A 24,100-nucleotide genomic window follows, 5' to 3' on the forward strand; every position below is an offset into this window, starting at 1 on the left:
CCACCACGATTTCCGGCAAGGGCGCGATATCCGAGCACGATCCGCTGAGCGTCGGCGCGCTCGGGGCCATTCAGGGGGGCAGGCTCGGCCGAGGTCGCGTCGCCGCGCAGATCGTGCAGGAATCGGACGTCGTGCTCCTCATCGGCAGCCGGACCAATCAGATGGCGACCAGCAACTGGACAATTCCGGCGCCCACGTCGACCCTCATCCACGTAGACATCGACCCGATGGAGATCGGGCGGAACTTCACGACGCACCTCGGCATCGTCGCGGACGCGAAGCTGGCGATCCGCGAGCTAACGGACGCCCTCCGCGCGCGGGCCTATGAGCCGCGCAACCCGCGAACCGCGGAGATCGAGAGCCTCCTCCACGACTGGGAGTCGGACAATCAGGAGATCGAGACGTCGTCCACCGTCCCCATCCATCCCGGGCGCTTGGTGCACGAGATCCGGCCGTTCATCACGCCCGACACGATCCTCGTGTCCGACGCTTCGAGCCCCTTCATGTGGGCGAGCAGCCACCTCAAGGTGGAGGCGGGGCCGACATTCATCAGTCCGCGCGGAACAGGCGCCATCGGCACGGGCGTGCCCATCGCGCTGGGAGCGAAGCTGGCCGCGCCGGAGAAGCAGGTGATCTGTTTCGAGGGCGACGGCGGACTCATGTGCGGCATCCTGGCAGAGCTGGAGGTGGGGGCGCGCTACAACCTCGGAATGCCCGTCGTCGTCTTCAACAACGGAACGTACCTCCACGAGAAGAACCGCATGCGCGGTCCGCTGCGCGAGGAGATGGACTTCTCCACCGGCATCAACTTCGCCACCATCGCCAAGGGGCTGACCTGCGAGGGGATCCGGGTCGAGCGCCCGGACGAGATCGCGCAGGCAATGCGCCGCGCCCTCGACAACCGCCACAACGTGACGGTCGTGGACGTCGTCGTGGACCATCAGGAGGGCTTCCCGGCCGGTGGAGAATAGCGGGCCCGCGGAAGGACTGGGTTCTGAAGCCACAGCGCGGCTTCCAGCGACGGCGTCACCTCGCGCGCACGGTCCGCGGTCATCTCGATCGTGTAGACGATGGGCTCCGAGTCGGCAGGGCCGCCGGAGGTCACCCCAATCATGGCGCGGGCTCCAGGCGCCGCGACTACAGATAGCCCGCGTCCGTCCAGTACCGTTCCGCTGCGGGATGGAGCGGGATCCGCAGGGGCGCGGAGGGCGTGTCGCGACACATGTCGCCGATGGGCAGCGGGCCGGGCTGCTGCCAGATGATGTGGGCGCGCCGCACGTCCAGCGCGCGGCAGAACTCGTAGATGAAGTCGTCCGATGCGTGGACGCTGGTGTAGACGGGCCACCCGCTGAAGTCCAGCGTCGGAACGTCGACGGGCAGGTTGGGGAACAGGGCGCGGGGCAGCGTCGCACGATGAAGCCCCAGGGCGTCCATCTTCGCCAGCACGTCCTCGTCCACCGGCAACAGCTCCATGTTCAGCTCGTCCAGCATCGGGATGAAGCGCGTGACTCCCTCGTCGAAGATCGCGTCTACCTCGCCCGCTCTCGCTCTTCCGGCCCGCTCCGGCATAAAGGGCACGCCGGGATCGTACGACACGCTTCCACCCCAGGAAACGACGTCGTCCAGGGAGAACCCGTAGGCCTTGAGCACCTCATGAATGTAGAGGTGCGTCACATTGGTCCGATCGGCCCGCACCGACACCCGGAGGGGAAAGCGCTTCGCCTTGATGTCCGCCAGCGACCGCAGGCCGCACGACTTCGAGACGGCAAACGCCATCCAGTCGCGCGACGGGATGACGGCGACCGCGCGCAGCGGGTAGGCCTCCGGGAAGGGGCCTGTCCCGAGGTACGCGGCCGTCAGAATGCCGCTCGGATTGAGGGTGGAGACATCGATCTCGCCTCGGGCAACGAGGGGCACGAGACCGACGGCGTCGCTTCCAACGGCGACGTGGGCGGGCGCCTCGTCGCCCGGGCGGCTCATCTCGATGCGGGTGATCGATGCGGCAAAGGACCGCGGCCGGATCATCTCCGCGAGCGTTTCGAGCATGAGAGACGAGCGGATATTCGTCGGGCTGGGTCGGTCGACTTGCACAGGCGCTCCTTTGAATTTCACTCGCACGGTCTGCGCCACTGCCGCGGCGCCCGGCTGACCGCGTCCACTCGCGCCCCACGAGTCAGCGTCGGGCCCGATGTATCATCGGCGAAGAGGCGTTGTCAACCGTTCATCCCCTCTCCCCCGCCCGCGGGGGAGAGGGGAAGCGCGCTCCCCTGTGCCGCAGCGGGGAGAGGGGAAGCGCGCTCCCCTGTGCCGCAGCGGGGGAGGGGAAGCTCCCTCCCCTGCCCGCGGGGGAGGGAAAGCGCGCTCCCCTGCCGCAGCGGGGGAGGGTTGGGGTGGGGGTCACAGGTCCCCCTCACCCTCCCCTCTCCCCCGCGAGCGGGGGAGAGGGAAAGCGCCCTCCCCTGCCGCAGCGGGGGAGGGTTGGGGTGGGGGTCACGAGGCCCCCTCACCCTCCCCTCTCCCCCGCGAGCGGGGGAGAGGGGAAGCTCCCTCCCCTGCCGCAGCGGGGGAGGGTTGGGGTGGGGGCAATCCCCCACCATGGAGGCGCGCGCAGTGGAGCAGGCCGTCATCCTCGCAGCCCGCCGCACCCCCATCGGGAGCTTCGGCGGCAATCTGCGCGAGCTATCGCCGGCTGCTTTGGGCGCGGCCGCGATCCGGGCGGCGCTCTCCAGCGCGCAGGTCGAACCCGCCAACCTCGACGACGTGATCCTCGGCTGCGTGCTCCAGGCCGGCGCGGGCATGAACGTCGCCCGCCAGGCGGCGGTGCAGGCGGGGGTGCCCGTCGACGTCCCGGCCGAGACGGTGAACCGCGTGTGCGGCTCCGGGCTGCAGGCGGTCGTCCACGCGGCGGAGGCGATCCGTGGCGGATTCGCGCGGATGATCGTCGCCGGCGGGACCGAGTCGATGAGCCGTGCGCCGTACTTGCTCCCGGCCGCACGCTGGGGCATGCGGATGGGACACGGGGAGACGGTCGACGCCATGCTCGCGGACGGGCTCGTGTGCGCCGTGGCCGGCTGCCACATGGGCATGACGGCCGAGGAGGTGGCGTCGCGCTTTGACGTGTCGCGCGCGGAGCAAGACGCCTTCGCCGCGGAGAGCCAGCGCCGGGCGGCCGTCGCCCAAGGGAGCGGGCTCTTCGGCGAGGAGATCATCCCCATCGACGCCCCCAGGCCGCGGGGCGCCGTGGCGCGCGTGGAGCGCGACGAGCCGCCACGGCCGGACACGACTGCGGAGGCGCTCGCGGGCCTGCGGCCCGCGTTCATCCCCGACGGAACCGTGACCGCGGGCAACGCGTCGGGGATCGCCGACGGCGCGGCGGCGCTCGTGGTCAGCGCGGAGTCGCAGGCGCGGTCAGAAGGACGCCGACCGTTGGCCCGCATCCTCTCTTTTGCCACGACCGGCATCGACCCGATGATCATGGGGATGGGCCCCGTCGCGGCCGTCCGACGCGCCGTGGACCGGGCCGGTATCACTCTGAATCACATTGACCTCTTCGAGATCAACGAGGCGTTTGCCGCCCAGGCGGTGGCGGTCATGCGCCAGCTCGATCTGGACCCCGGGCGCGTCAACGTCCACGGCGGCGCGGTGGCGCTCGGCCATCCCATCGGGGCGAGCGGCGCGCGGATTCTCGTCACGTTGGTGCACGCCCTCCGCGCCCGCGGCGGTGGCTACGGCGTCGCGGCGCTCTGCATCGGCGGGGGGCAAGGGATCGCCGCGGTGATCGAGGCAAATCGGGACTAATGTCCTATTGTTCGCGGGTTTCTGCGTTCATACCATGACTCCACGACGGGCGGGATGCCGGCAAAGAAGACGGCCAATCCGCCCCCGTGGGAGGTAGGACGATGCACCTCTTCGCCGTGTTCGTCATGAGTGGTCTCGCGACGTTCCTGGTGTGGCTCGCGGTCTGCTGGGTCATCGACCTCGCGCGAGCATAGTGCCGATCACCTTCCGGACCACCCTCGCCTTCCCGACATCAGGCCCGCGCGGCAACGGCGTCCACGGGGTACACCTTGACGCCGTTGCCGCGGAACCGGGTCTTCGGCTCCCAGAGGACGGGCGTCGCCCTTGGGTCTCCCGGGCGCCGCGCGACGCCCATCGGGTCCACCCCCCGCTCCACGGCAGCCATCTCGCGGAGCAACAGCTCGTGGAAGAGGGCGAGGCCCCGATCGGACGCGGCCATACGCCACTCGGGCCGCGCACTCACCCGTCCCTGGCTCTCCATCACCGCCAGGTCCTGAAACGCGATCTCGTCCATTCGGTAGCGCCCGTCCGGCGTCTTTCGCGACTCCACGTGGATCTGCCGGATCCAGTGCTCGATCGGCCGGTCGGAGCCGCCTTCGGGCGTTAGGTAGATGACGTACTTCCGCGTGTTGACGTCGTCCACGGGCACTTTGATGGAGATGTCGTTGTGGTGGCGGCGGATGTTGGGAAAGATCAGGGCGTCGGTCTCCGCCCCACCGTGCAGATAGGCGTACCGCCGCATGATGCCCCACGGCTCTTCCCAGTACTCGAGCGAGCCGCACTGGTCGATGAAGCCCCGCGTCGTGCCATTCGGCCGCGCCCCCGGCCATCGGCCGCCGCCCTTCTCCTGGTGGAGGATCGGGAAGTGCGCGCCGTCCAGGTTGTTCTCCATAACCTGAAGCCAGTTGGCCCGGATCTCCACCTGCTCCTCGATCCCCACCACGCTCCACGTGTCTGCCACGCCGCACGTTGGGAGGAGCGGCGCGGGCGACGGGCCAAGATACGCCCAGTACAGGCCGAGGTGTCGCTGAACCGGATACGCCCGCTGGCGCACCGTCAGATGAAACAAGCTTTCGGACGGCTCGGCCGGCGTCTCCAGGCAGGCGCCGCTTGTGTCGTACAGCCACCCGTGATAGGCGCAGGCGATCCCGCGGTCCTCTACGCGCCCGTACAGGAGCGAGGCGCCGCGGTGCGCGCAACGGTCGGCCAGGAGCCCGACTCTTCCCTGCCCGTCTCGGAAGAGCACCAGATCTTCGCCCAGGAGGCGAACGAAGCGCGTCGGCGACGTCTTCGTCAATTCCGTCTCGACGGCGATCGGCTGCCAGTAGCGACGGAGCAGCTCGCCGCCCGGCGTTCCTGGTCCGACGCCGGTCAGCCGGGTATTTTGCTCAGGGGTGATCATCGCGCACGCTCCTTGCCCCCCATACCGGATTGGCCGGCCAAGATATAGGGGGTACAGTTCCCAGGAGACACAAGATCTTGTAGTTCTGCCGACTCTGACCTGCTAGAATTCGCCCGGCACACCTCGGACCGAATGTACGACGACCCTGCACGCGTCGTGCTCTCCACTTCGGTCCAGGCGTCCCTTCGAGGGCGGCTCTGACTGCTTCCCGGCAGGAACCTCCTCCGAGCCGCCCTCGATTTGTGCCCTTCGCCCGCCATGAATTCCTCACGCGCTACTCCGCCACCGGGACACGTGATAGAGTGGGTGCACCCGAGAACGGAGAGGTTTGAATGATACGGCCGAATGCCGCTGCCGTCTGTGTGGGGCTCGCCATTGCCATCGTCTCCTGCGCGCCCGCCGGCACACGATCGCCGGGCGGCTCGCTGTCGGCGCCCGCGACCTCCGACGAAGGCTCCCGCAGCCGCACGCTCGAGCTGGCGGTGAAGCTCGAGCCGGTCGGGATGGCGCCCAAGCTCCAGGTTGGGCAGAACAACACACGAACGGCGCGTCGGCTCGTGAGCGCCTACGAGGCGATCAAAGACGACCGCGGGATGCCCCACCCGTACCTGGCCGAGGCCCTCCCCCAGCTCGGGACGGACTCGTGGGTCGTGAACTCCGACGGGACGATGGAGACGACCTATCGGCTTCGCCCGAACCTGACGTGGCACGACGGCATCCCCCTGACCCCCGAGGATTTTATCTTCGCCCTTCAGGTCTACACAGACCCCCAGACTGGCGTCCTCTTTTCCGCGACTCCGGAAGATCAGATCGCGGACGTGCTCGGACCGGACGAGCGCACCGTCGTGATCCGCTGGCGCTCGCTCTACCCGGACGCTGGCGCCCTCGACATGAACGATTTTCCGCCCCTCCCGCGCCACATCCTCGAGTCGCAATTCCAGAGCGACAAGGGCGACGCCTTCGTCAACCACCCCTACTGGAATCGCCAGTACGTGGGGCTCGGTCCGTATCGCCTCGTCCGCTGGGAGCCCGGCGCCTTCATGGATCTCGAAGCGTTCGAGAACCATGCCGGTGGGCGGGCAAAAATCGGCCGCGTGCACCTGCGCTGGATCGACGACCCGAACACGTCGCTGGCCGCCCTCCTGTCCGGCGACGTGCAGGTCGCGACCAACAACTCCATCGACTTCGAGCAGGGGCGTGTGCTCCAGCAGGCGTGGGGCGCGACCGGAGGCCAGGTCCTCGTGAGCGCGCGAGAGGCGCGGTTCATTCAGGTCCAGTTCAGCCCGCAGTTCAACGCCACGCCAGCGCTTCTGGACCCGCAGGTGCGGAAGGCGCTGGCCTTCTCGCTCGACAAGCAGGCGCTCGTGGATGGCTTGCTCTCCGGCGAAGGCCAGATCGCAGAGACCCTCGTGTCGCCGCAAATGCCGTACTATGACGCGCTTCTCGCCGCCATCGCCCGGTATCCGTACGATCCTCGCCGCGCCGAGCAGCTCATGGGCCAGGCCGGGTTCGCGAAGGGCGGCGACGGGTGGTACGCCGATGCAAGCGGCACGCACTTCAATCCGGAGTTCCGCGCCTTCGGCGGCGGCCAGGAGGAGCGCGAGCTGGCCATCATGGTGGACGGCCTACGACGGACGGGCATGGAGGTGGTGCCCAACGTGGTGCCGGCGGTCTATTCGCGCGACGTGCAGATTCGCGCGTCGTTCCCCGCGCTCCACGCCAACGTGACCCAACTCCCCGAGCGCACCGTGTTCCAGAAGCTCTACAGCTACGGGATCCCGACGGCCGCGAACCACTGGTCCGGCTTCAACCGTGGCGCGTGGTCCGACCCGGCCTTCGACCAGCTCACCGTCGCCTTCGATACGACCCTCGACCGCGACGAGCGCAACCAGCAGATGATCCAGATGATGCAGATCGTCGCGGAGGTGGTGCCGGTCATCCCGCTCTTCTACAACCTGGACGCCGTCGCGGTCACGTCGGCTGTCGCCGGCCCCACGACGAGCGCACCGGACACGACCCGCGAGTGGAACGTGCAGGATTGGCGCTGGACCGGCTGAGCCCTCGTCGTCCGGCACGCCCCCTTCGGATGAGCCCGCTCGGCCCGCGGCGATCCGACGCGGCCCGTCGAGCAGTTGACCCCCGGATCTACGACCTCTCCCAGGCGACGTCGCGTGACCGATCACGCCTCCGGCTGCGCGCCCGAGCGGCGCGTCCGAAGGATCTCCTGGATCGCGTCCCATTCCTCGCGCGTCACGTCGACGTCGGGCCAGCCCGGGATCCGAAACACCATCCGGCCAGGCTCGACGGCGCGCTCCTGGGGCGCTGGGGGATCCGGGGGTTCGGGCGGCGGGCCGGCCGCGTCGTCCACCTGCTCGATGGCCTCCGCCAGCTCTCGACGGAAGCGCCGGGCCCGCGCGCGGAGCGCTTGTACAAAGGCGGGCTCATCCGCCCGCGGCCAGCTCTCCACGATGCGCTCGACCTCGTCGATCTGCTGCTCCAACTCCAGAATCCGCCGTCGCAGCTCCCCGCCCGGGGCACTATCGCGCTCCATGAGCGGATCCCCTAGTCATCGGCCAAATCATCTTCGCCATGCTCCTTCGATGGTAGAGTGGATGGCGCAACCGCGGCCACACAGCGTGTCGTTCACAGCCGGCCGACAAATGGCTCGCGCGCGACCGGCCGCGGACCGCCGGCCGGTGCATCTGTCGGGAGCGCCGGTACCGGTCGATCGTCGAGCTGTGAGGAGGTTCGCTGTGCGGCGTCGGACGTCGGACGAATGGACACTGACGAGCATCTCCCCCGCGGGCCCGCGGGCCCACGGGAGCCGCGCCTGGCGCATCGTTTGCGTTTTGGTGCTGCTCGTACCCCTCCAGTCGGGAGGCGCGGCCTTCGCCCAGGAACCCCAGGCGCGCGCGTACGTGCCAGAGCTGGCGACGATGACCGATCTGATGGCGGGGAGCCTGCCTGGGTACTCGATCGAGCCGATCAAAGAGGACAGCGACGCGACCTGGGACGTAAGCGCCGCCTACGCGCTGTACCTGCCGGGCGATGGGCGCAGCATCGTTCTACAGGTGGCGGCGAGCGTCCGCGCGACGGACGCGGACGGATTCTTCCAGGCGCGGGCGGCCAAATTCGGCAGTCAGGGCGCGTCCGCGGGCAGCGGGCAGGAGGAGAAGGTCCAGTACGGCCTCGACGACTTCCGCGAGGGCCGCTTGGTCGCCCACGAATGGCCGGACGGCGCACGGCGCGGCACCTATGCCCGGCTGGCCCGGCTCGGAAGATCCGTCGCCAGCGTGCAGGCGAGCGGCGAAGCGGACGCCGACGATGCCGGCGCGATCGCGAACGACCGCGCCCTCGCGCTGGTTCGCACGTTCGAGCTGGTCGTGGGGCGCATGCACTGGTACCCATCTGACGCGGCCACCGACATCCCGGGGCTGGAGCCCTTCACGCGCGGGTGGAGCCGCCATGGCGTCGCGCTGAGTCTCGATGCCACGGGGCACGGCGAGGTCCGCTGGCGGGTCTACACCTGGTGCTTCGACGATCCGACACCGCCCTGCGATGAGATGGTGGGCAGCCAGATTACGAGCGGAGGGTGGGCGTCGATCGCCTTCTACCACGTCACGGGCCAGACGGCAGAGGGTGTCGTCATCGGGACTGCCCAGCCCTCCGTGCTCGCGCTCGGCCCGGTGACCATGACCCTCCAGCCCTATGGCATGGCGACGATCGAGCAGCTCGGACGCCAGACCGTCCTCTGTGGCGACGACTACGTCACGCTCGCGCCCGACTCCGTGCGGTCTCAGTCGCCGTGCGGGGCATGAGCACACCGAGGGATCCACCAGTCGAGATCCGGGGGCACCTGGGAGACGTAGACTCGTCGACACGTGGGAGGTTGGACAGGATGCGCGGATTCGCCCGAGGGTCAGCCGCTGTATTCAGCGCCGCCGTGATTGGCATCGCGACGCAGCTTTCAGTCCTGGCGCAGCCGCCAGGAGCCCAGATTCTCGGGACCGTGGAGCGCATCGACGACAACACCGTCCACCTCGCCGATTCCTCGACTTTCGCTCTTACGGAGGCGACGCGGTTCACCCGCATCACCGCCGGCGAGATCGCGGACCTGGTGCCGGGCGTCCACGTATCGATCTCCGCGAGCCGCGACGCCAGTGGGACGCTGACGGCGTCCTTGATCGACGTCAACCCTGCGTCGGCGCCGTCGCCGGAGAGTCAGCGCGAGATGACCGAGACCCGCTTCTGCGAGCCCGGCTGCAATCCATCGGACCTGATGACCAACGCCGTCATCGACGATGCCATCCTCGACGCGGTGAGCGGGGGAATGATGTCGATCAGCTTCGCCGGCGAGAGCGGGCTGGTGGCGGTCAGCCCGCTGACGCGCATCGAGATCCAGACGATCGGAACCATCGACGATCTCGCGCCCGGTGCGCGCATCATCGGCTTCGTCGACGATCAGGGCGCCGCTCGATCGGTCTGGATCTACGGAGACGAGCGGTAGTCCGCTATCGGCCGCGGGCGGAGACGATCTGCCCCACCATGCCGGCCTCCTCGTGGCCGGGGATGTTGCAGATGATCGGGAAGGTGCCCGGGGGCAGCGTTACCTCGAACCTCACCGTCTGCCCGGGCGCCACCTTTGGCGACGCGGCGTTCTGCTGCTTCAGAACCAGGTTGTGCTCTTCGGCGCCCTTGTTTTGCAGCACGAGCACCGTCTTCTTCCCCCGGTCGACGTTGAACCGGCTGGGCTCAAAGCCGTAGTCCGTCATCACGACTGAGACCTCCGGATCGGGGGCACCGGCGCACGCCGACCCCGCGAGGAGAAGGCCAAAAAGACATACCCCCACCGCCCGATGGGCCGCGTAGGAACCGTTGAAGCATCGAACCATGGCCAACCCCTCTCCCTCCATGTGCGTGCGAATCCTAGCCACTGGCAGCGGTGAAATACCAATAGGATTTTTGAGGGCCAGCCATAAGGCAATCGATATCGCGAGGGACGATGTAGGATACGAGAGGGCCCGGGCGAGGCTCGGAGCCGCGAGAGGGCGTGATGCCCGAGGGCCAGCGAGGTCGACCAATGGCAGCGGGGGCCGAGGAGCTGACCGAACAGCCGATTCGGCAGCGCATCGACGTGCGCGGCACCGTGCAGGGAGTCGGCTTCCGCCCCTTCGTGTACCGGCTCGCCACGGACCACGGGCTCGCTGGCTGGGTCCGCAATCGCTCGGGCGGGGTCGAGATCGAGGTGGAGGGGTCGCCAGCCGCCATCGCGACGTTCCGCGAAGGCCTCCGGGCGCACGCGCCACCCCTCGCACGCGTCGAGGAGCTGCGGGCAGTCGCGATCCCCCTCGCCGGCGGATGCGCGTTCGAGATCCACGAGAGCCTGGCGGTCGCCGGCGAAGCGCTCCCAGTGCCCCCCGACACGGCCCCCTGTGCGGACTGCCTGCGCGAGCTGTTCGATCCGGCCGACCGACGCTACCGCTATCCCTTCATCAACTGCACGAGCTGCGGGCCGCGCTTCACCATCATCGAGGCGCTCCCCTATGACCGGCCCGCGACCACGATGCGCGCCTTTGCCATGTGCGCGCGGTGCGCCGAGGAGTACCACGACCCGACGAGCCGGCGGTTCCATGCCCAGCCCAACGCGTGTCCGACGTGCGGTCCCCAGCTCCGGCTGGAGGTGGCGGGCGCGTGCGCCCCCGGCGACCCGATCGCGGAGGCGGGGACGCTTCTTCGAGGGGGCAAGATCGTCGCCGTGAAGGGGCTGGGGGGCTTCCACCTGGCGTGCGACGCGCGGAACGAAGCCGCGGTGAGTCGCCTGCGCGAGCGCAAGCGGCGCGGCGCCAAACCCTTCGCGGTGATGTTCCCGACCCTTGAGTCGGCGCGCCAGGCCTGCGCCGTCGATGACGCTGCCGCCGAGTCGCTCGCGAGCCCGCGCCGACCGGTGGTGTTGCTGCCGGGGGGCCGCCACCTCGCCCGCTCCGTCGCGCCGGGGCTGATCGAGGTCGGGGCGATGCTGCCGTCGACGCCCCTCCACGAGTTGCTCCTGCGCGAGTTCGGCGGGCCGCTGGTGATGACCAGCGGAAACCTCTCCGAGGAGCCCATCGCGGCGGAGAACGACGAGGCGCGGGCCCGCCTGGGGGAGATCGCCGATGCGTTCCTCCTCCACGACCGACCGATCGCGAGCCGCTACGACGACTCCGTTGTTCGGGTCGTCGCGGGAGCGGAGATGGTGACACGGCGGGCCCGCGGTGACGCGCCGGCCCCGCTGGCGCTGTCCTTCCAGGCGCGCCGACCGATCCTCGCATTCGGCGCGCACCTCAAGAGCACGTTCTGCCTCGTGAAGGACCGCCACGCCTTCGTCAGCCAGCACGTGGGCGATCTGGAGAGCGTCGAGACGCTTCGACACTACACCGCGCTGCTGCGCCTCTACGAGGAGCTCTTCGCGATCCGTCCGGCCGTCGTGGCCCACGACCTGCACCCCGGATACCTCTCGACGAAGCTGGCCCTCGAGCGGGACTGTGAGGAGCGCGTCGCCGTCCAGCACCACCACGCCCACGTGGTGAGCTGCCTGGCCGAGCACGGAATCGCGGACCCGTCCATCGGCGTCGCCTACGACGGGCTGGGGTACGGGGCGGACGGCGCGCTGTGGGGCGGTGAGGTGCTGGTCGCCGACTGGCGGGACTTCACCCGTCGGGCGCACTTCCGCGAGGCGCCGATGCCTGGCGGCGAGGCCGCGGTCCGTCGGCCGTATCGCATGGCGCTCGGCTATCTCCACGCCTGGTTCCCGTCGACCCTCGACGCCTTCGCACCCTTCGTCGCGGCGCTCCCCGAACGCGAGGTGGCGGCGGTGGCCGCGCAGGTCGAGCGCGGACTGAACGCGCCGCGCACGTCGAGCTGTGGCAGGCTCTTCGACGCCGTCGCCGCGATTCTGGGCATCCGCGGCGTGGCGCAGTACGAGGGCCAGGCCGCGATGGAGCTGCAGGCCCGGGCGGACCCATCGGCGGAAGGGCGCTATCCCTTCGAAATCGAAGACGACGGCGACTGCTGGATCATCGACCCGAGCCCGACGATCTGGGCTGTCAACCGTGAGCGCGCCGCGGGCGTGCCGACGGCGACGATCGCCATGCGCTTCCATCGAACGGTCGCCGCCATAACCGTCGAGGTCTGCAGGCGTATTGGCCGCGAGACGGGGCTGAAGCAAGTCGCCCTGGGCGGCGGCGTCTTCCAGAACCACATCCTGCTGGGCGAGATCGTCGCGGGCCTCCGCGCGGCGGGCCTGGAGCCATACTTCCCGCGACGGCTCCCGACCAACGACGGCGGGTTATCCTTTGGACAGGCGGTCGTGGCCTACGCGCGCAACGAAGGAGGGGGAGCCACCCGTGGATGATCTGTCCGACCTCGTGCGCGAGTGGGCGAGCGAGAGCGCGTTCGTCAAGCAGAAGTTCTTCACCGACTGCGCCCCCGACGTGGCCCGGTGCGCCCGCGCCATGACCGAGCGGCTCGCCAGCGGCGGGAAGGTCCTGGCCTTCGGCAACGGGGGCAGCGCCACCGACGCCCAGCACATCGCCGTCGAGTTCGCGAACCCGGTCGTCAAGGAGCGGCCACCCTTTCCAGCCATCAGCCTCGCCGCGGACTCGGCCCTCGTCACGTCCCTCGCCAACGACTTCGACTTCGCGGAGATCTTCTCGCGGCAGGTGGCGGTCCTGGCGGACCCACGCGACGTGCTGATCGGGCTCTCCACGAGCGGCGACTCGCCGAACGTCGTGCGGGCGTTCGAGGCGGGGCGGGAGCGCGGGCTCCTCACCGTGGCGCTGACGGGAAAGGGGGGCGGGCGGTGCGCCGAGATCGCCAACTTCGCCTTTGCGGTCCCATCCCACAACGTGCTGCGCATCCAGGAGTGCCACCTGACCCTGTACCACATCCTCTGGGACATGGTGCACACCCTGCTGCACTTCGACCCATCTCTTTCGGGAACGTGGCGCGGCGCGCGCGCGGTCGAAGCGGGTACTCCGGGGGGATCGAGCGGGCCGGTTCCGGCCCCGGTTGAGTCGGCAGAGGCCTCGCCGAGTCCGGGTCGGCGCAGCGACGGCGCGCACGCCCAGCATGGCGAGGCCGTCGACCCAGACCTCGCCGAGCTGTACCCGTTCCTCTTCAAGGGCTAAGGAGGCGGTCCACATGTGCCTCTCGGTTCCCGCGCGCGTCACCGCGGTGCACGACGCGAGCTGGGCGACCGTGGAGGTCGGGGGGACCAGCAAGCGGATCTCCATCGACCTGGTCGAGGACGTCCGGGCTGGCGACTACGTGCTCCTCCACGTCGGGTTCGCGCTGCAGAAGATCGACGAGGACGAAGCCCTCGCCACCCTCGCGCTCCTCGACGAGATCGCGCGCGCCGAGACCGATCCCTCGGAGGCTCCGGCGGAGGATCGCCCGTGAAACACGTGGCCGAGTACCGCCGCCGCGACGTGGCGAAGCGGCTCGCGGAGGAGATCGCGAAGCTGGCGACGGAGCCCGTCAAGCTCATGGAGGTGTGCGGCGGCCATACCCACGCCATCTTCAAGTTCGGCCTGCCCGACCTGCTGCCGCCCTCCATCGACCTGCTGCACGGGCCCGGGTGCCCCGTGTGCGTGACGCCGCGCGACAAGGTCGACCGGGCGATCCTCCTGGCGCGCCAGCCCGGCGTGGTCCTCGCCACGTACGGCGACATGCTGCGCGTCCCGGGATCGGACTCCAGCCTGATGCGGGAGAAGGGCCGCGGCGCCGACGTGCGGATGGTCTACTCGCCCCTGGACGCGCTCCAGCTCGCCGCGGCCAATCCGGAGCGGCGCGTGATCTTCTTCGCCGTCGGGTTCGAGACGACGGCGCCCTCCGCGGCGATGGCGGTCCTGAAGGCCGAGGAGAGCGGCCTGCGGAACTTCGCGATCCTCTCTAACCACGTGCTGCTGCCGCCGATGCTGAAGGCGATCCTCGACTCCCGAGACGTCCACATCGACGGCTTCATCGGGCCGGGCCACGTGAGCACCGTGATCGGCACACGCCCGTACGACTTCGTCGCGCAGCGGTACGGCAAGCCCTTCGTCGTGTCCGGATTCGAGCCGCTCGACGTGCTGCAATCGATCTGGATGCTCCTCCGGCAGCTTCGGGAGGACCGCTCGGAGGTCGAGATTCAGTACACGCGCGTCGTGAAGCGAGCGGGGAACCCGACGGCGTTGCGCGCGATCGGCCGCGTCTTCGAGCCGTGCCACGCGCGGTGGCGGGGCATGGGGACCGTGCCGGCGAGCGGCCTACGCGTCCGCGAGCGTTACGCCGCCTGGGATGCCGAGGCGCTCTATCCCGACCTCGAGGTGGCGAGCGAGGTGGCCGACCCGAAGGCGTGCGAGTGCGAGGACATCGTGCGGGGCGCGAAGAAGCCGTGGGACTGTCGGATCATCGGCACGGTGTGCACTCCCCAGACGCCGATTGGGGCCTGTATGGTCTCGCCCGAGGGGGCGTGCGCCGCCTACTTCACTTACGGGAGGCTCCAGATTGGAGCGCGACGGCCCGCCCCCGTGGGATGACGCCCCGCCCTCAGGTGCGTTGGTTGGGGCGGCACCAAGGGAAGGGCCCCCACCCACCCGCTCCCATTGCGATGGGAGCGGGACACGTCTTCGAAGGTCAGATTCGTGAAGAGCCCACGAGAAGACTGGGACGTCCCGCAGCTCGCGTGTCCGGCGCCGATCGTCGAGCCGGGCATTGTGACGCTCGGCCACGGGAGCGGCGGGAAGCTCACCAACGACCTGATTCGTCGGGTCATGCTGCCCGCGTTCCGCAATCCGATCCTCGAAGCGATGGAGGATCAGGCGATCTTCCCCGTGGAGGCCGGCCGCCTCGCCCTCACGACCGACTCGTTCGTCGTCTCGCCCATCTTCTTCCCCGGCGGCGACATCGGCGACCTCGCCGTGAACGGCACCATCAACGACCTGGCGATGGGCGGGGCTATGCCCCTCTACTTATCGGCGGCCTTCATCATCGAGGAGGGCTTCCCTGTCGCCCACCTCGAGCGTGTCGTCGCGTCCATGCAGCGGGCGGCCTCCGCGGCGGGCGCCCAGATCGTCACGGGCGACACGAAGGTCGTCGAGCGCGGCCACGGCGACGGGATCTACGTGAACACGACCGGGGTGGGGCTCGTGGCGCCGGGCGTCGAGGTCTCGGTGGGGGGCGCGCGCCCGGGCGACCGGGTGCTCGTCTCCGGATCCATCGCCCAGCACGGCATGGCCATCATGGCATGCCGCGAGGGACTGAGCTTCGACGTCGATCTCGCGAGCGACACCGCCGCCCTCCACGGCCTCGTGCAGGCGATGCTGACAGCGTCGCGCGAGGTGCACGTCCTGCGAGACCCGACGCGCGGCGGATTAGCCAGCACGCTGAATGAGATCGCGCAAGCCTCGCGGGTCTCCATCGAGCTGGATGAGGAGGCGCTGCCGCTCCAGCCCGAGGTCGAGGGGCTCTGCGAGATCCTCGGCCTGGACCCCCTCTACGTGGCGAACGAGGGCAAGCTGATCGCCGTTGTGCCGCCGAGTGCCGCCGACGCGGTCCTCGCGGCGATGCGCGCCCACCCCCTCGGCGCGCGCGCGGCCATCATCGGGGAGGTGCGCGCGGACCTGCCCGGCGTCGTGTACCTGCGGACGTGCGTCGGCGGCACCCGCGTCGTCGACATGCCCGCCGGCGATCAGCTTCCGCGGATCTGCTAATTGCTCGCGATCATCGCCCTGGCGGCAGCGGTCGCCTTTTGACCCCGCGGCCCAATTCGTCCGCGTACACTTTCGCCGACAGGTGGCGGAGCACTGGGTGGGCAGGCACGATAGGGTCTTGGCGATCCTGGGGGACTGAACGTGTACGCCTACGAGATTATGATCTGGTGGGCGTTCGATCGTGTTGCATGGAATTGCGCGTCCGGCAACCCACCAAGAACCAGATCAAGCCGCCGAGGCTCTCCAACAGTCCGGGCATGCCCTCGGCCCCAAAACGCGGGCCGTCCTGCTCGCCGTGAGCCTCCGCAGACGCGAACCGTCAAGTTACAGAATTGAGCTCAGAGCGCCGGAGCTCGCCGGTCCCTCCGGACGGAGATCTGATCGTTGACCATCGGCAGCATCCCATTGCCGCAACCTGACACCGTACTGACCGGGCCATTCTGGACCGGCCCCGTGAGGGTTCTCCGCGCGTCGACGAGCGGGTCCTCCATCCGTATCGAGGCGGTGGGGGTCACCGACAACCAGTACTACGACCGGACGCTGACCGCCGAGCAATTCGAGTCACTGGTGCGAGAGGAGCTCGGCGGCACCTTCACGTTCGACTCGAGTCCGAGACTGTTCCGGCTGGCGACCGAAGCGATGCGGATTCACCTCGCCCATTCCTTCGACCCCCAGTTCGCCGTCTCCGTGTCCCAGGTCGACCCGCTCCCCCACCAGCTAGACGCGGTCTACAAGCATCTGCTCCCGCTACCGCGAATTCGCTTTCTCCTGGCCGACGACCCCGGCGCCGGCAAGACCGTCATGGCCGGGCTGCTAATGCGCGAGCTGATCCAGCGGCAAGAAGTTCGGCGCGTCCTGGTCCTCTGTCCAAAGGCCCTGACGGACCAGTGGCGGCGCGAGATGTGGGAACGCTTCCGGGAGCGATTTGTGCTCCTCACTGGCGAGGCCATCAGCGGGGCCTTTGGAGCCAATGCCTGGCTGGAGAACGATCGGGTCGCCGCGTCGATGGACCTGGCCCTTCAGGACCACATCCTCCCCGGTCTCGAGCAAGCCACCTGGGACCTCGTCATCTTTGACGAAGCGCATAAGCTCTCGGCATACCGGTACGGGTCAGCTGGGAAGATCGAGAAGACCCAGCGTTATCAGCTGGCCGAGAAGCTGGCGTCGCGCACCAAACACCTGCTCTTGATGACCGCCACGCCGCACAAAGGCGACGACGAGAATTTTCGCCTCCTCATGTCCCTGCTGGACGACAAGGTTTTTGCCTCCCGAGCCGGCCTGCGGCGGGCATTGGACGGCGACCGCTCCCCCTACTTCTTGCGCCGCATGAAGGAGTCCATGCGGCACTTCGACGGGCGTCCGATCTTCCTCCCCCGGCACGTTGACACAGTCGCCTATCCCCTTGAAGCTCATGAGCAGCAGCTCTACGAGGCGGTCACGAGCTATGTGGCCACTGGCCTCGCCCGCGCAGAGTCCACCAGAAACCGGAACGTCGGCCTCGCCCTCACCATCCTTCAGCGGCGCCTCGCGTCTTCGCTGTTCGCGATCGCTCGCAGCCTTGAGCGTCGTCGCAATCGACTGTCGGACGAGCTGGACCGGGCGCGATCGAGCGGCGGTCGCACGTTGCGGGAGTCGCCGGCGCCATATCAGGTCGTCGAAGAGGACGACGACGAAGCCGAGCTGACGGAGGAGCAGGAGGATGCCCTCTCGGCTGCGTCCAACGCCCGCACGCCGGAGGAGTTGGCAGCCGAGATCCGTGAGCTCGACGACCTTATCGAACGGGCCCACGCGGCGATGAACAGGGGACCCGAAATGAAACTGCGGGAGTTTCAGCGGGTTCTTCAGAACGAGCTGGTAGCAGGCCAAAACGAGAAGATTCTCGTCTTCACCGAGCACCGGGACACGCTCACGTACCTCACGCAGAAGCTCCGGGAGTGGGGGTACGGCGTCTGTACCATTCATGGCGGGATGAAGCTCCAGGACCGCATCGCGGCAGAGAAGGAGTTTCGTGGACCGACACAGTTCATGGTTGCAACGGACGCAGCGGGTGAGGGCATCAACCTGCAGTTCTGTCGGGTCATGGTCAACTGGGACCTGCCCTGGAACCCGAATCGCCTCGAGCAGCGCATGGGTCGCATTCACCGCTACGGGCAGGAGTACGAGGTTGAGGTCGTGAACCTTGTCGCGGAGTCCACCCGAGAGGGCGCGGTCCTGATTCGTCTCATGAACAAGCTTCAGCGGATGCGTGAGGCGCTGGGCCACGATCAGATATACGACGTCATCTCGGGCGTGCTGGATAGCGGGCAGGTCCGCCTCGATACGCTCATCCGGGACGCGATCCTGAACCGCCGCTCGCTCGAAGCCATCCTGGCGGATCTCGACTTCGTCGAAAGCGAGTCCTCCTTCGCCGCTGCGCGCGAGGCGCTTGGCGAGGCGCTGGCGACGGCCAACATCGATCTCGCCTTCATCAATGGCGAGCTGCGCGAATCCAAGGAGCGTCGACTGACCCCGGAATATGTCGAGCGATTCTTCGTGGACGCCTTCAAGCACGTCGGGGGGCGACTGACGGCCGGGAGCGACCGTGACTGGCGCCTCGATTCTGTTCCGGCCGACATTCGCCGCACAGTGGCGGCCTACAACACGGGCGAGTTCGGGTCGGAACAGCGCCTTATCACCTTGCGGAAGGAGCGGCTGCGGAAGGACCCTCCGGCCGAATTCGTCGCGCCCGATCACCCCTTGTTCGACGCGGTGACCGAACGGATCTTGACGGAGGGGCGTTCCGCGCTGGCGCGGGGAACGGTCTTTGTTGATCGGGACGCCCGAGAGCCATATCTGCTCTGGTTGTTGGAAGCCGCCGTCGTCAATGGCGAGGGTCAGCGCGTGCACCGTCGTCTGGTCGCCTTGCGTCAGCGAGGAGGTGAGTTCGTACCGGTTTCGCCCGGTGTCCTCTTGGACCTGCCTCCGGCCGACGTCGCGCCCTCCATCCCCCAGGCGCTCCGCGCCAGTGCGAATGCGGATGCTGCGATCGCCGCTGCCAGCGCCGCCTACGCCGCGGAGTACCTCGCCGAAGTGACGGCCGAGCAGCAGCGGCAAGTCGACATCGTCGAGCGCGCGCTTCAGCAATCAGCGCAGGATAGCCTTGCGGACCTGCAGGCGCAGCTCGAGCGCCAGCATGAGGACCAGGCGAAGGGCAAGGAGATGGCGATCGCCATCCGCACGACCAACGAACGGATCGACGCCCTCACCTCTGAGCTTCGCTTGCGGAGAGCGGCGCTCGAACGGCGCAAGGTCACAGCCATCGAGACAGCCCACCCGGTGGGAGTCGCCGCCGTGGTTCCCGGGCCGGTTCCTCACGCGGTTGAAGCCGGAATGGGCGGCGACAGCACCGCAGTAGAGCGTGCCGCGATGCGGGTGGTCATGGACTACGAGACCCGGGCCGGCCGCAATCCGAAGGATGTATCCAAGACCGGAGTCGGCTACGACATCCGTAGCGAAGGTGCGGATGGAGAGGTGCGATACATCGAAGTCAAGGGGCACGCATCAACCGGAGACGTGATCCTCTACTACACGGAGTGGCAGACGGCGAATCGCATGCGGGGGGAGTTCTTCATCTACATGGTTGACCAAGCTCTTTCGAACCCCAAGCTGCTCGTCGTTCAGGACCCGGTTGGGAAACGAGTCCAGCCCCTCGAACGCGTGGTTGAATACCAGATTCGGGGCGAAACCCTGCGGGCCCTGGCGGAGGAAGCGTGACGCTCATCGGCATGGTGCGCGAGAATTCGTGACTGGTCGCGCGCCGCGGCCCACAGGAGCAGCGGTGGTTCGGGCGTTAGGCCGGGCGGGGTGGTACCGGGACCATCAGCGGGGAGCGCATGTCTACCTCCGACACCCTGAGCGGCACGGGCTGGTGACCGTCCCGGTGCACCAGGGGGAGACGATCAAGCCGAAGACATTGGCATCCATTCTGGAGCAGGCCGGGCTCTCGGTACAAGAATTCCGGCGACTCCTTTGACCGGAGCAGTGCGAGATGCGTAAGTACACGATCATCCTGGAGCCCGACGAGGAGGAGGGAGGCTACACGGTCGTTGTCCCCGCGTTGCCGGGCTGTGTCACCCAGGGACGATCGGTAGCCGAGTGCATCGACCGTGCCTCGGAGGCGATCGCTGGCTATCTAGAGAGCCTGCGCGCCGCCGGCGAGCAGATCCCCGAGGAGCTGGAGCATGCGCAGGCAATTACGATAGAGGTTCCCGCGTAGCGATGGTCGGTCGACTCGTTCGGCTACCCGGCGGAGCCCGGACGGAGATGCCGGCCCAGTACTCGACCTTCTGCTGGTGATCGTCGTTGCGCACCGCAGCTCCGGCCGCTCAGCGTTTGGCTGACGCGCTGTACGCCCCGCGCATGCGTGTCGCGAGCGAGTTGCGGCGATCGGCCGGCTCAGTCCAGCGCGGCGCGAACCGCGGCCTCGATGCGCGACTCGTTCGGCGTCACCTGCTCGATCTGCGTCGGATTCGGCGGCACGGGCACGTCGGGGATGGCCACGCGGCGCGGCGCGGACTTCAGCAGGTCGAACCCGTGCTCCGAGACGGATGACACGATCTCGGACGCGACCCCGCAGCTCAGCTGTCCCTCGTCGACGGCGACCAGCCGCCCCGTTCGCGCTACGCTCTCCAGAATCCCGCCGCGGTCGAGCGGCGAGAGGACCTGCGGATCGATCACCTCGACCCCGATGCCGTCGCGCGCCAGCCGCTCGGCGACCGCGAGCGCCCGGGGCACCATGCCCGAGACGGCCACGACGGTCACGTCGTTCCCCGCGCGCAGCACCCGCGCCCGGACCGGCCTCGGCGTGGAGGCGCCGTCCACCTCGCCGATCTCTCGGTGGAGCAGCGGCGTGTCGACGTACACGACCGGATCGTCGCTGGCGATGGCCGTGCGCATCAGCTCGTAGGCGGCGGCCGGCGTGCCGGGCGCGACCACCACGAGGCCCGGCGCGTTGCAGAGCATCGCCTGCGACGTCTGCGAATGCTGCGCCGCCCAGCCCGCCCGAAGCCCGATGAGCATGTGGAACACGATGGGCGCGGCGAACTGGCCGCCGGACATGTAGCGCAGCAGCGCGGCTTCGTTGAGCACCGGCTCCCAGGCGTCGAACATGAAGCTGGCGTTGGAGAAGGTAACGATCGGTCGGAGGCCGAAGAGCGCGGCGCCCACCGCGGCGCCGGCGAACCCCTCTTCGGAGATGGGCACCGACCGCACGCGCGCCTCGCCGAACGCCTTTCCGAAGCCGCCCTCCGGCGCGCCGGGCCCGCCGAAGCCGCCGATCAGAATCGTCGTGGGATCCGCGCTCATCGCGTCGGCGATGGCGCGGTTCCGGGCCTCGAGGAAGCTCATTTGGGCCATAGGTCCCCTCCCGCAAGGATGTCGGCGAACGCGTTCTGGGGAACGGGGAAGGCCGCGGCCTGCGCCGCCTTCGTCGCCCGCTCGACGTCGCCCTGGATCTTCCGGTCCATCTCGAGGACCTCCTCCTTGGTCGCGACGCCGGCGGCCAGCACCTGCTCCACCATGCGGAGGACAGGGTCCGCGCGGTGCCAGACCTCCAGCGGATCGCTGGCCGGCGGCGCCCACGCGAGGGAGAGATCGGTCGCGCCGGTCACCTCGAGGGTCGGGTTCTCGCCTCCCGACCGGCCGGGCCAGGCTGGCGTGCGCGCCTCCAGGAACGCTGGCTTCCGGTCCCGCCGCACCCGCCCGATCAGCTCTTCGGCCACCGGATACACGGCGGCGGGATCGGTGGCGTCCACCGCGGCGCCCTCCACGCCGTACGTCCGCGGCAGGTCCGTCAGCTCTGAAAAGTTCAGGTTCGATCGGCGCGGCGGATCGTACGGGACGGCGTTGTTGTTCTCGCAGACGTACAGCACGGGCAGGTCCCACAGCCCGGCCAGATTGAACACCTCGGGCACGACGCCCTCCGACAGGGACCGGTCGCCGAGAAAGGCCACCGCGATCCAGCCCTCGCCGCGCACCTTGGCCGCCAGCGCCGCGCCCGTCGCCATGATCGTGCTCCCGCCGACGATGGACGTGGCCACGGTGCGCCACTCTCGGGACATGATGTGCTGCGTCCCGCCCTTGCCCTTGCTGGCGCCCGTCTCCTTCACCAGCAGCTCTCCCATGACCTGCTCCAGCGGGATGCCCCGCGCCAGGCAGTGGCCGTGGCACCGGTGCGTCGTGAAGATCACGTCCTCGGGCTCCAGCATCGAGATCACGCAGGCGCCGGTCGCCTCCTGGCCGATGTAGACGTGGTAGTTGCCGTAGACCTGGCTCGGACCCAGATCGCAGCACTTCTCGTCCGCCCGCCGCATCAGCAGCATGCTCTCCAGCAGCGGGAGGAGTCGGTCTCGTGGGATCGCCATCGCTTCCTCCGATGCGCTGTCTCGGTCTGTGTACGTGGCGCTAGTCGCGCCAGCTCCAGTCGGGCAGGTTCCAGTTGGCCACGTCGTCGGACACGCTGACCATCGGGCCTTGAAGGCTGGAGACGTGGGCGAAGAACGACAGATTGTAGTAGAGGGGAATGACCGGCTCCTCCTCACTCACCAGCTTCATCATCGCCACCACCTGCGCGTTCCGCCCGGCGCGGTCCAGCGTGGTCTCGTATGCGGTGACGAGGCGGTCGAAGTCGGGATTGGACCAGCCGCCCTGGTTGTTGCCCTGCCACCGGCTCTCAGCGGTCGGGATCTCCGAGCTGCGGAGCCGGTCGACCGGGGGCACGAACGCGCGTTGGTGGCTGACGTTCAGGATGCCGGGCAGCATCGAGCGCATCTGGCGGTCGGTGATCTGCGCTCGCGGGATCACCCGAACCGATGGGTCGACGCCCGCCTGGCGGAGGCTGTCCGCCATGATCTCGACCTCGATGTCGTTCCGCGCGCCGGCCGCCACCTCCACCTCCACGGCGAATCGATTCTGCGACGCGTCGGCCAGCACGCCGTCGCTCCCGCGGACCCACCCCGCCTCGTGGAGGATCTGCACGGAACGGGCGACGTCGTACGGATACGTGGTGATGGCGCGCTGCACGTCGGCAAAGTACTCGACCTGCGGCAGCACCAGCGTGTCGGCCATCGTGCCCTTGCCCTGGGTCAGGGTGTCGGCGAGGGCTTGCCGGTCGATGGCGTGCGCGAGCGCCTTCCGAACGCGCGGATCGAGGAGCGCGGGGGGCGTGGCGTACTCGGGTCGGAGCTGCGGCGTCGCGATCCGCACGCCGACCGGGCTTCGCAGCACGACGCCGCCGCGGTTGTCAGCCCACTGCTGCTCCAGGACCTTGGCTTGCTCCGCGTCGATGGTGTCCGCGGTGGCGATGTGGGCATTCCCCGAGAGAACCGCGGCCACGACGGCGTTGGCGTCGTCCATGAAGAGGAGCCGCAGGCGCCGAATCCTGGCCACGCCCGAGACGTGACCGGCGAACGCCTCGGCCTCCATGAAGGCGCCAGGCTCGAACCGCGAGAGCCGGTAGGGGCCGGCGCCGACGTACTCGGCGACCCAGAAGGGTAGTCCCACGAATCCCTCCGGATCGCGCTGCGCAAAGGGCTGCGCGAGCAGGTGCTCCGGCAGCGGCGGGAGGTCGATGGCCTGGAGGTCGCCCGCGCCGGCGAAGGGCTGCCGCCAGGAGAAGACGACGGTGCGGTCGTCCGGAGCCGTCACCTCCGCCAGGTACTTGAGGGGAACGGACGCCGAAAGCCCCAGCTCCGGCGTCGCGTATACGCGCCAGGCGAAGACGAAATCGCCAGCTGTGAGGGGGCTGCCATCGTGCCACGTGAGGCCGTCGTGGAGCCGATACGTGGTCGTCATCGTGCCATCCGCGCTCACGATCCACGAGTCCGTGTCAAGCTCCGGCAGCGCCTCCGCGAGGTACGGGTGGGGCAGCTCCCGCTCGTCGTGGAGCACCAGCCCGGCGTTCATGGCGCGCATCGCGGTGCGCGGGGTCCCCGCGCCGCCGGTGTTTCGTAGCGGCTTGCTGGCCAGGCTCTCCGGCGTGCGCCCTCCCGCGACCACCAGGGTCCGATCGGCGGTCGCGCCCCCGCCGGCTTGCGCAGGCGCGGACGACGGAGTCGAGGGAGGCTGCGCGCACGAGGCGAGGAGCATGGCAAGAGCCACGCAGAGCCATGCCATCGCCGGGACTCGCCGGACT

General features: G+C 68.9%; 21 protein-coding genes. 13 read left to right on the top strand and 8 right to left on the bottom strand.

Going from position 1 to position 24,100, the window contains the following annotated elements; translation table 11 throughout:
* On the top strand, positions 1-971 hold a 971-nt coding region (locus VFC51_04845), incomplete at its 5' end, for a thiamine pyrophosphate-dependent enzyme (GenBank protein ID HZT06335.1).
* Here VFC51_04845 and VFC51_04850 read toward each other — a convergent pair.
* Together VFC51_04850 and VFC51_04855 are read right to left on the bottom strand one after the other, a co-directional pair.
* The gene (locus VFC51_04850; protein ID HZT06336.1) at positions 941-1,114 is read right to left on the bottom strand and encodes a hypothetical protein; all 174 of its coding nucleotides are present in this window, start codon (positions 1,112-1,114) and stop codon (positions 941-943) included. The genes VFC51_04845 and VFC51_04850 overlap by 31 nt on opposite strands.
* A gap of 23 nt (positions 1,115-1,137) precedes the next feature.
* On the bottom strand, positions 1,138-2,091 hold the full coding sequence (locus VFC51_04855; protein HZT06337.1) for a TAXI family TRAP transporter solute-binding subunit: 954 nt from the start codon (positions 2,089-2,091) through the stop codon (positions 1,138-1,140).
* Between the two features lie 519 nt (positions 2,092-2,610).
* Here VFC51_04855 and VFC51_04860 point away from each other — a divergent pair.
* Positions 2,611-3,798 (top strand): acetyl-CoA C-acetyltransferase, encoded by a 1,188-nt coding sequence (locus VFC51_04860; protein ID HZT06338.1) that lies wholly within the window; start codon positions 2,611-2,613, stop codon positions 3,796-3,798.
* A 232-nt stretch (positions 3,799-4,030) separates the two neighbouring features.
* On the opposite strand, the gene VFC51_04865 is transcribed toward VFC51_04860, so the two are convergent.
* Entirely contained in the window at positions 4,031-5,200 is a 1,170-nt protein-coding gene (locus VFC51_04865; GenBank protein HZT06339.1) for a Rieske 2Fe-2S domain-containing protein, read from the bottom strand.
* 332 nt (positions 5,201-5,532) lie between these two features.
* Here VFC51_04865 and VFC51_04870 point away from each other — a divergent pair, with 332 nt between their 5' ends.
* Positions 5,533-7,257, top strand: a complete 1,725-nt coding sequence (locus VFC51_04870) for a peptide ABC transporter substrate-binding protein (GenBank protein ID HZT06340.1) — start codon at positions 5,533-5,535, stop codon at positions 7,255-7,257.
* A gap of 122 nt (positions 7,258-7,379) precedes the next feature.
* Here VFC51_04870 and VFC51_04875 read toward each other — a convergent pair whose 3' ends face one another.
* Positions 7,380-7,751 carry a hypothetical protein gene (locus VFC51_04875; GenBank protein HZT06341.1) on the bottom strand — a complete coding sequence of 124 codons (372 nt, stop codon included), beginning with the start codon at positions 7,749-7,751 and terminating at the stop codon, positions 7,380-7,382.
* Positions 7,752-7,953: 202 nt separating this feature from the next.
* Here VFC51_04875 and VFC51_04880 point away from each other — a divergent pair, with 202 nt between their 5' ends.
* Both VFC51_04880 and VFC51_04885 read left to right on the top strand, forming a co-directional pair.
* Positions 7,954-9,018, top strand: a complete 1,065-nt coding sequence (locus VFC51_04880; protein ID HZT06342.1) for a hypothetical protein — start codon at positions 7,954-7,956, stop codon at positions 9,016-9,018.
* 80 nt (positions 9,019-9,098) lie between these two features.
* The gene (locus VFC51_04885) at positions 9,099-9,707 is read left to right on the top strand and encodes a DUF5666 domain-containing protein (GenBank protein ID HZT06343.1); all 609 of its coding nucleotides are present in this window, start codon (positions 9,099-9,101) and stop codon (positions 9,705-9,707) included.
* A gap of 4 nt (positions 9,708-9,711) precedes the next feature.
* Here the strand turns inward: VFC51_04885 and VFC51_04890 are convergent, their stop codons facing one another.
* The gene (locus VFC51_04890) at positions 9,712-10,092 is read right to left on the bottom strand and encodes a cupredoxin domain-containing protein (GenBank protein HZT06344.1); all 381 of its coding nucleotides are present in this window, start codon (positions 10,090-10,092) and stop codon (positions 9,712-9,714) included.
* Positions 10,093-10,280: 188 nt separating this feature from the next.
* Here VFC51_04890 and hypF point away from each other — a divergent pair, with 188 nt between their 5' ends.
* From hypF to VFC51_04930, 8 genes are all read left to right on the top strand, one after another.
* A complete protein-coding gene (gene hypF, locus VFC51_04895; GenBank protein ID HZT06345.1) occupies positions 10,281-12,590 on the top strand; it encodes a carbamoyltransferase HypF in 2,310 nt (769 codons plus the stop codon).
* Entirely contained in the window at positions 12,583-13,365 is a 783-nt protein-coding gene (locus VFC51_04900) for an SIS domain-containing protein (protein ID HZT06346.1), read from the top strand. Before hypF ends, VFC51_04900 begins: the two co-directional genes overlap by 8 nt.
* A 13-nt stretch (positions 13,366-13,378) precedes the next feature.
* Positions 13,379-13,636 (top strand): HypC/HybG/HupF family hydrogenase formation chaperone, encoded by a 258-nt coding sequence (locus VFC51_04905; GenBank protein ID HZT06347.1) that lies wholly within the window; start codon positions 13,379-13,381, stop codon positions 13,634-13,636.
* A complete protein-coding gene (hypD, locus tag VFC51_04910; GenBank protein ID HZT06348.1) occupies positions 13,633-14,757 on the top strand; it encodes a hydrogenase formation protein HypD in 1,125 nt (374 codons plus the stop codon). The genes VFC51_04905 and hypD overlap by 4 nt, the downstream gene beginning before the upstream one ends.
* Before the next feature lie 105 nt (positions 14,758-14,862).
* On the top strand, positions 14,863-15,930 hold the full coding sequence (gene hypE / locus VFC51_04915; protein ID HZT06349.1) for a hydrogenase expression/formation protein HypE: 1,068 nt from the start codon (positions 14,863-14,865) through the stop codon (positions 15,928-15,930).
* Between the two features lie 384 nt (positions 15,931-16,314).
* Positions 16,315-19,683, top strand: coding sequence for a helicase-related protein (locus VFC51_04920; GenBank protein ID HZT06350.1), 3,369 nt, complete (start codon positions 16,315-16,317; stop codon positions 19,681-19,683).
* Positions 19,684-19,747: 64 nt separating this feature from the next.
* Complete coding sequence (locus VFC51_04925) at positions 19,748-19,942, top strand: type II toxin-antitoxin system HicA family toxin (protein ID HZT06351.1); 195 nt, start codon at positions 19,748-19,750, stop codon at positions 19,940-19,942.
* Positions 19,943-19,957: 15 nt separating this feature from the next.
* On the top strand, positions 19,958-20,185 hold the full coding sequence (locus VFC51_04930) for a type II toxin-antitoxin system HicB family antitoxin (protein HZT06352.1): 228 nt from the start codon (positions 19,958-19,960) through the stop codon (positions 20,183-20,185).
* A gap of 179 nt (positions 20,186-20,364) precedes the next feature.
* Here the strand turns inward: VFC51_04930 and VFC51_04935 are convergent, their stop codons facing one another.
* From VFC51_04935 to VFC51_04945, 3 genes are read right to left on the bottom strand one after another with little or no spacing between them, the layout of a single operon-like run.
* Entirely contained in the window at positions 20,365-21,324 is a 960-nt protein-coding gene (locus VFC51_04935) for a transketolase C-terminal domain-containing protein (protein HZT06353.1), read from the bottom strand.
* Complete coding sequence (locus VFC51_04940) at positions 21,312-22,331, bottom strand: thiamine pyrophosphate-dependent dehydrogenase E1 component subunit alpha (protein ID HZT06354.1); 1,020 nt, start codon at positions 22,329-22,331, stop codon at positions 21,312-21,314. Before VFC51_04940 ends, VFC51_04935 begins: the two co-directional genes overlap by 13 nt.
* A 40-nt stretch (positions 22,332-22,371) precedes the next feature.
* The gene (locus VFC51_04945; protein HZT06355.1) at positions 22,372-24,081 is read right to left on the bottom strand and encodes an ABC transporter substrate-binding protein; all 1,710 of its coding nucleotides are present in this window, start codon (positions 24,079-24,081) and stop codon (positions 22,372-22,374) included.
* Positions 24,082-24,100 lie beyond the last annotated feature (19 nt).

The sequence above is a fragment of the Chloroflexota bacterium genome (assembly GCA_035652535.1).
Taxonomy (GTDB): Bacteria; Chloroflexota; UBA6077; order UBA6077; family SHYK01; genus DASRDP01.

Coding starts and splice junctions, on each gene's coding strand:
- VFC51_04885 (HZT06343.1), top strand. CDS start 9,099: ATGCGCGGATTCGCCCGAGGGTCAGCCGCTGTATTCAGCGCCGCCGTG.
- VFC51_04940 (HZT06354.1), bottom strand. CDS start 22,331: ATGGCGATCCCACGAGACCGACTCCTCCCGCTGCTGGAGAGCATGCTG.
- VFC51_04930 (HZT06352.1), top strand. CDS start 19,958: ATGCGTAAGTACACGATCATCCTGGAGCCCGACGAGGAGGAGGGAGGC.
- VFC51_04890 (HZT06344.1), bottom strand. CDS start 10,092: ATGGTTCGATGCTTCAACGGTTCCTACGCGGCCCATCGGGCGGTGGGG.
- VFC51_04870 (HZT06340.1), top strand. CDS start 5,533: ATGATACGGCCGAATGCCGCTGCCGTCTGTGTGGGGCTCGCCATTGCC.
- hypF (HZT06345.1), top strand. CDS start 10,281: ATGGCAGCGGGGGCCGAGGAGCTGACCGAACAGCCGATTCGGCAGCGC.
- VFC51_04875 (HZT06341.1), bottom strand. CDS start 7,751: ATGGAGCGCGATAGTGCCCCGGGCGGGGAGCTGCGACGGCGGATTCTG.
- VFC51_04945 (HZT06355.1), bottom strand. CDS start 24,081: ATGGCATGGCTCTGCGTGGCTCTTGCCATGCTCCTCGCCTCGTGCGCG.
- VFC51_04865 (HZT06339.1), bottom strand. CDS start 5,200: ATGATCACCCCTGAGCAAAATACCCGGCTGACCGGCGTCGGACCAGGA.
- VFC51_04935 (HZT06353.1), bottom strand. CDS start 21,324: ATGGCCCAAATGAGCTTCCTCGAGGCCCGGAACCGCGCCATCGCCGAC.
- VFC51_04850 (HZT06336.1), bottom strand. CDS start 1,114: ATGATTGGGGTGACCTCCGGCGGCCCTGCCGACTCGGAGCCCATCGTC.
- VFC51_04905 (HZT06347.1), top strand. CDS start 13,379: ATGTGCCTCTCGGTTCCCGCGCGCGTCACCGCGGTGCACGACGCGAGC.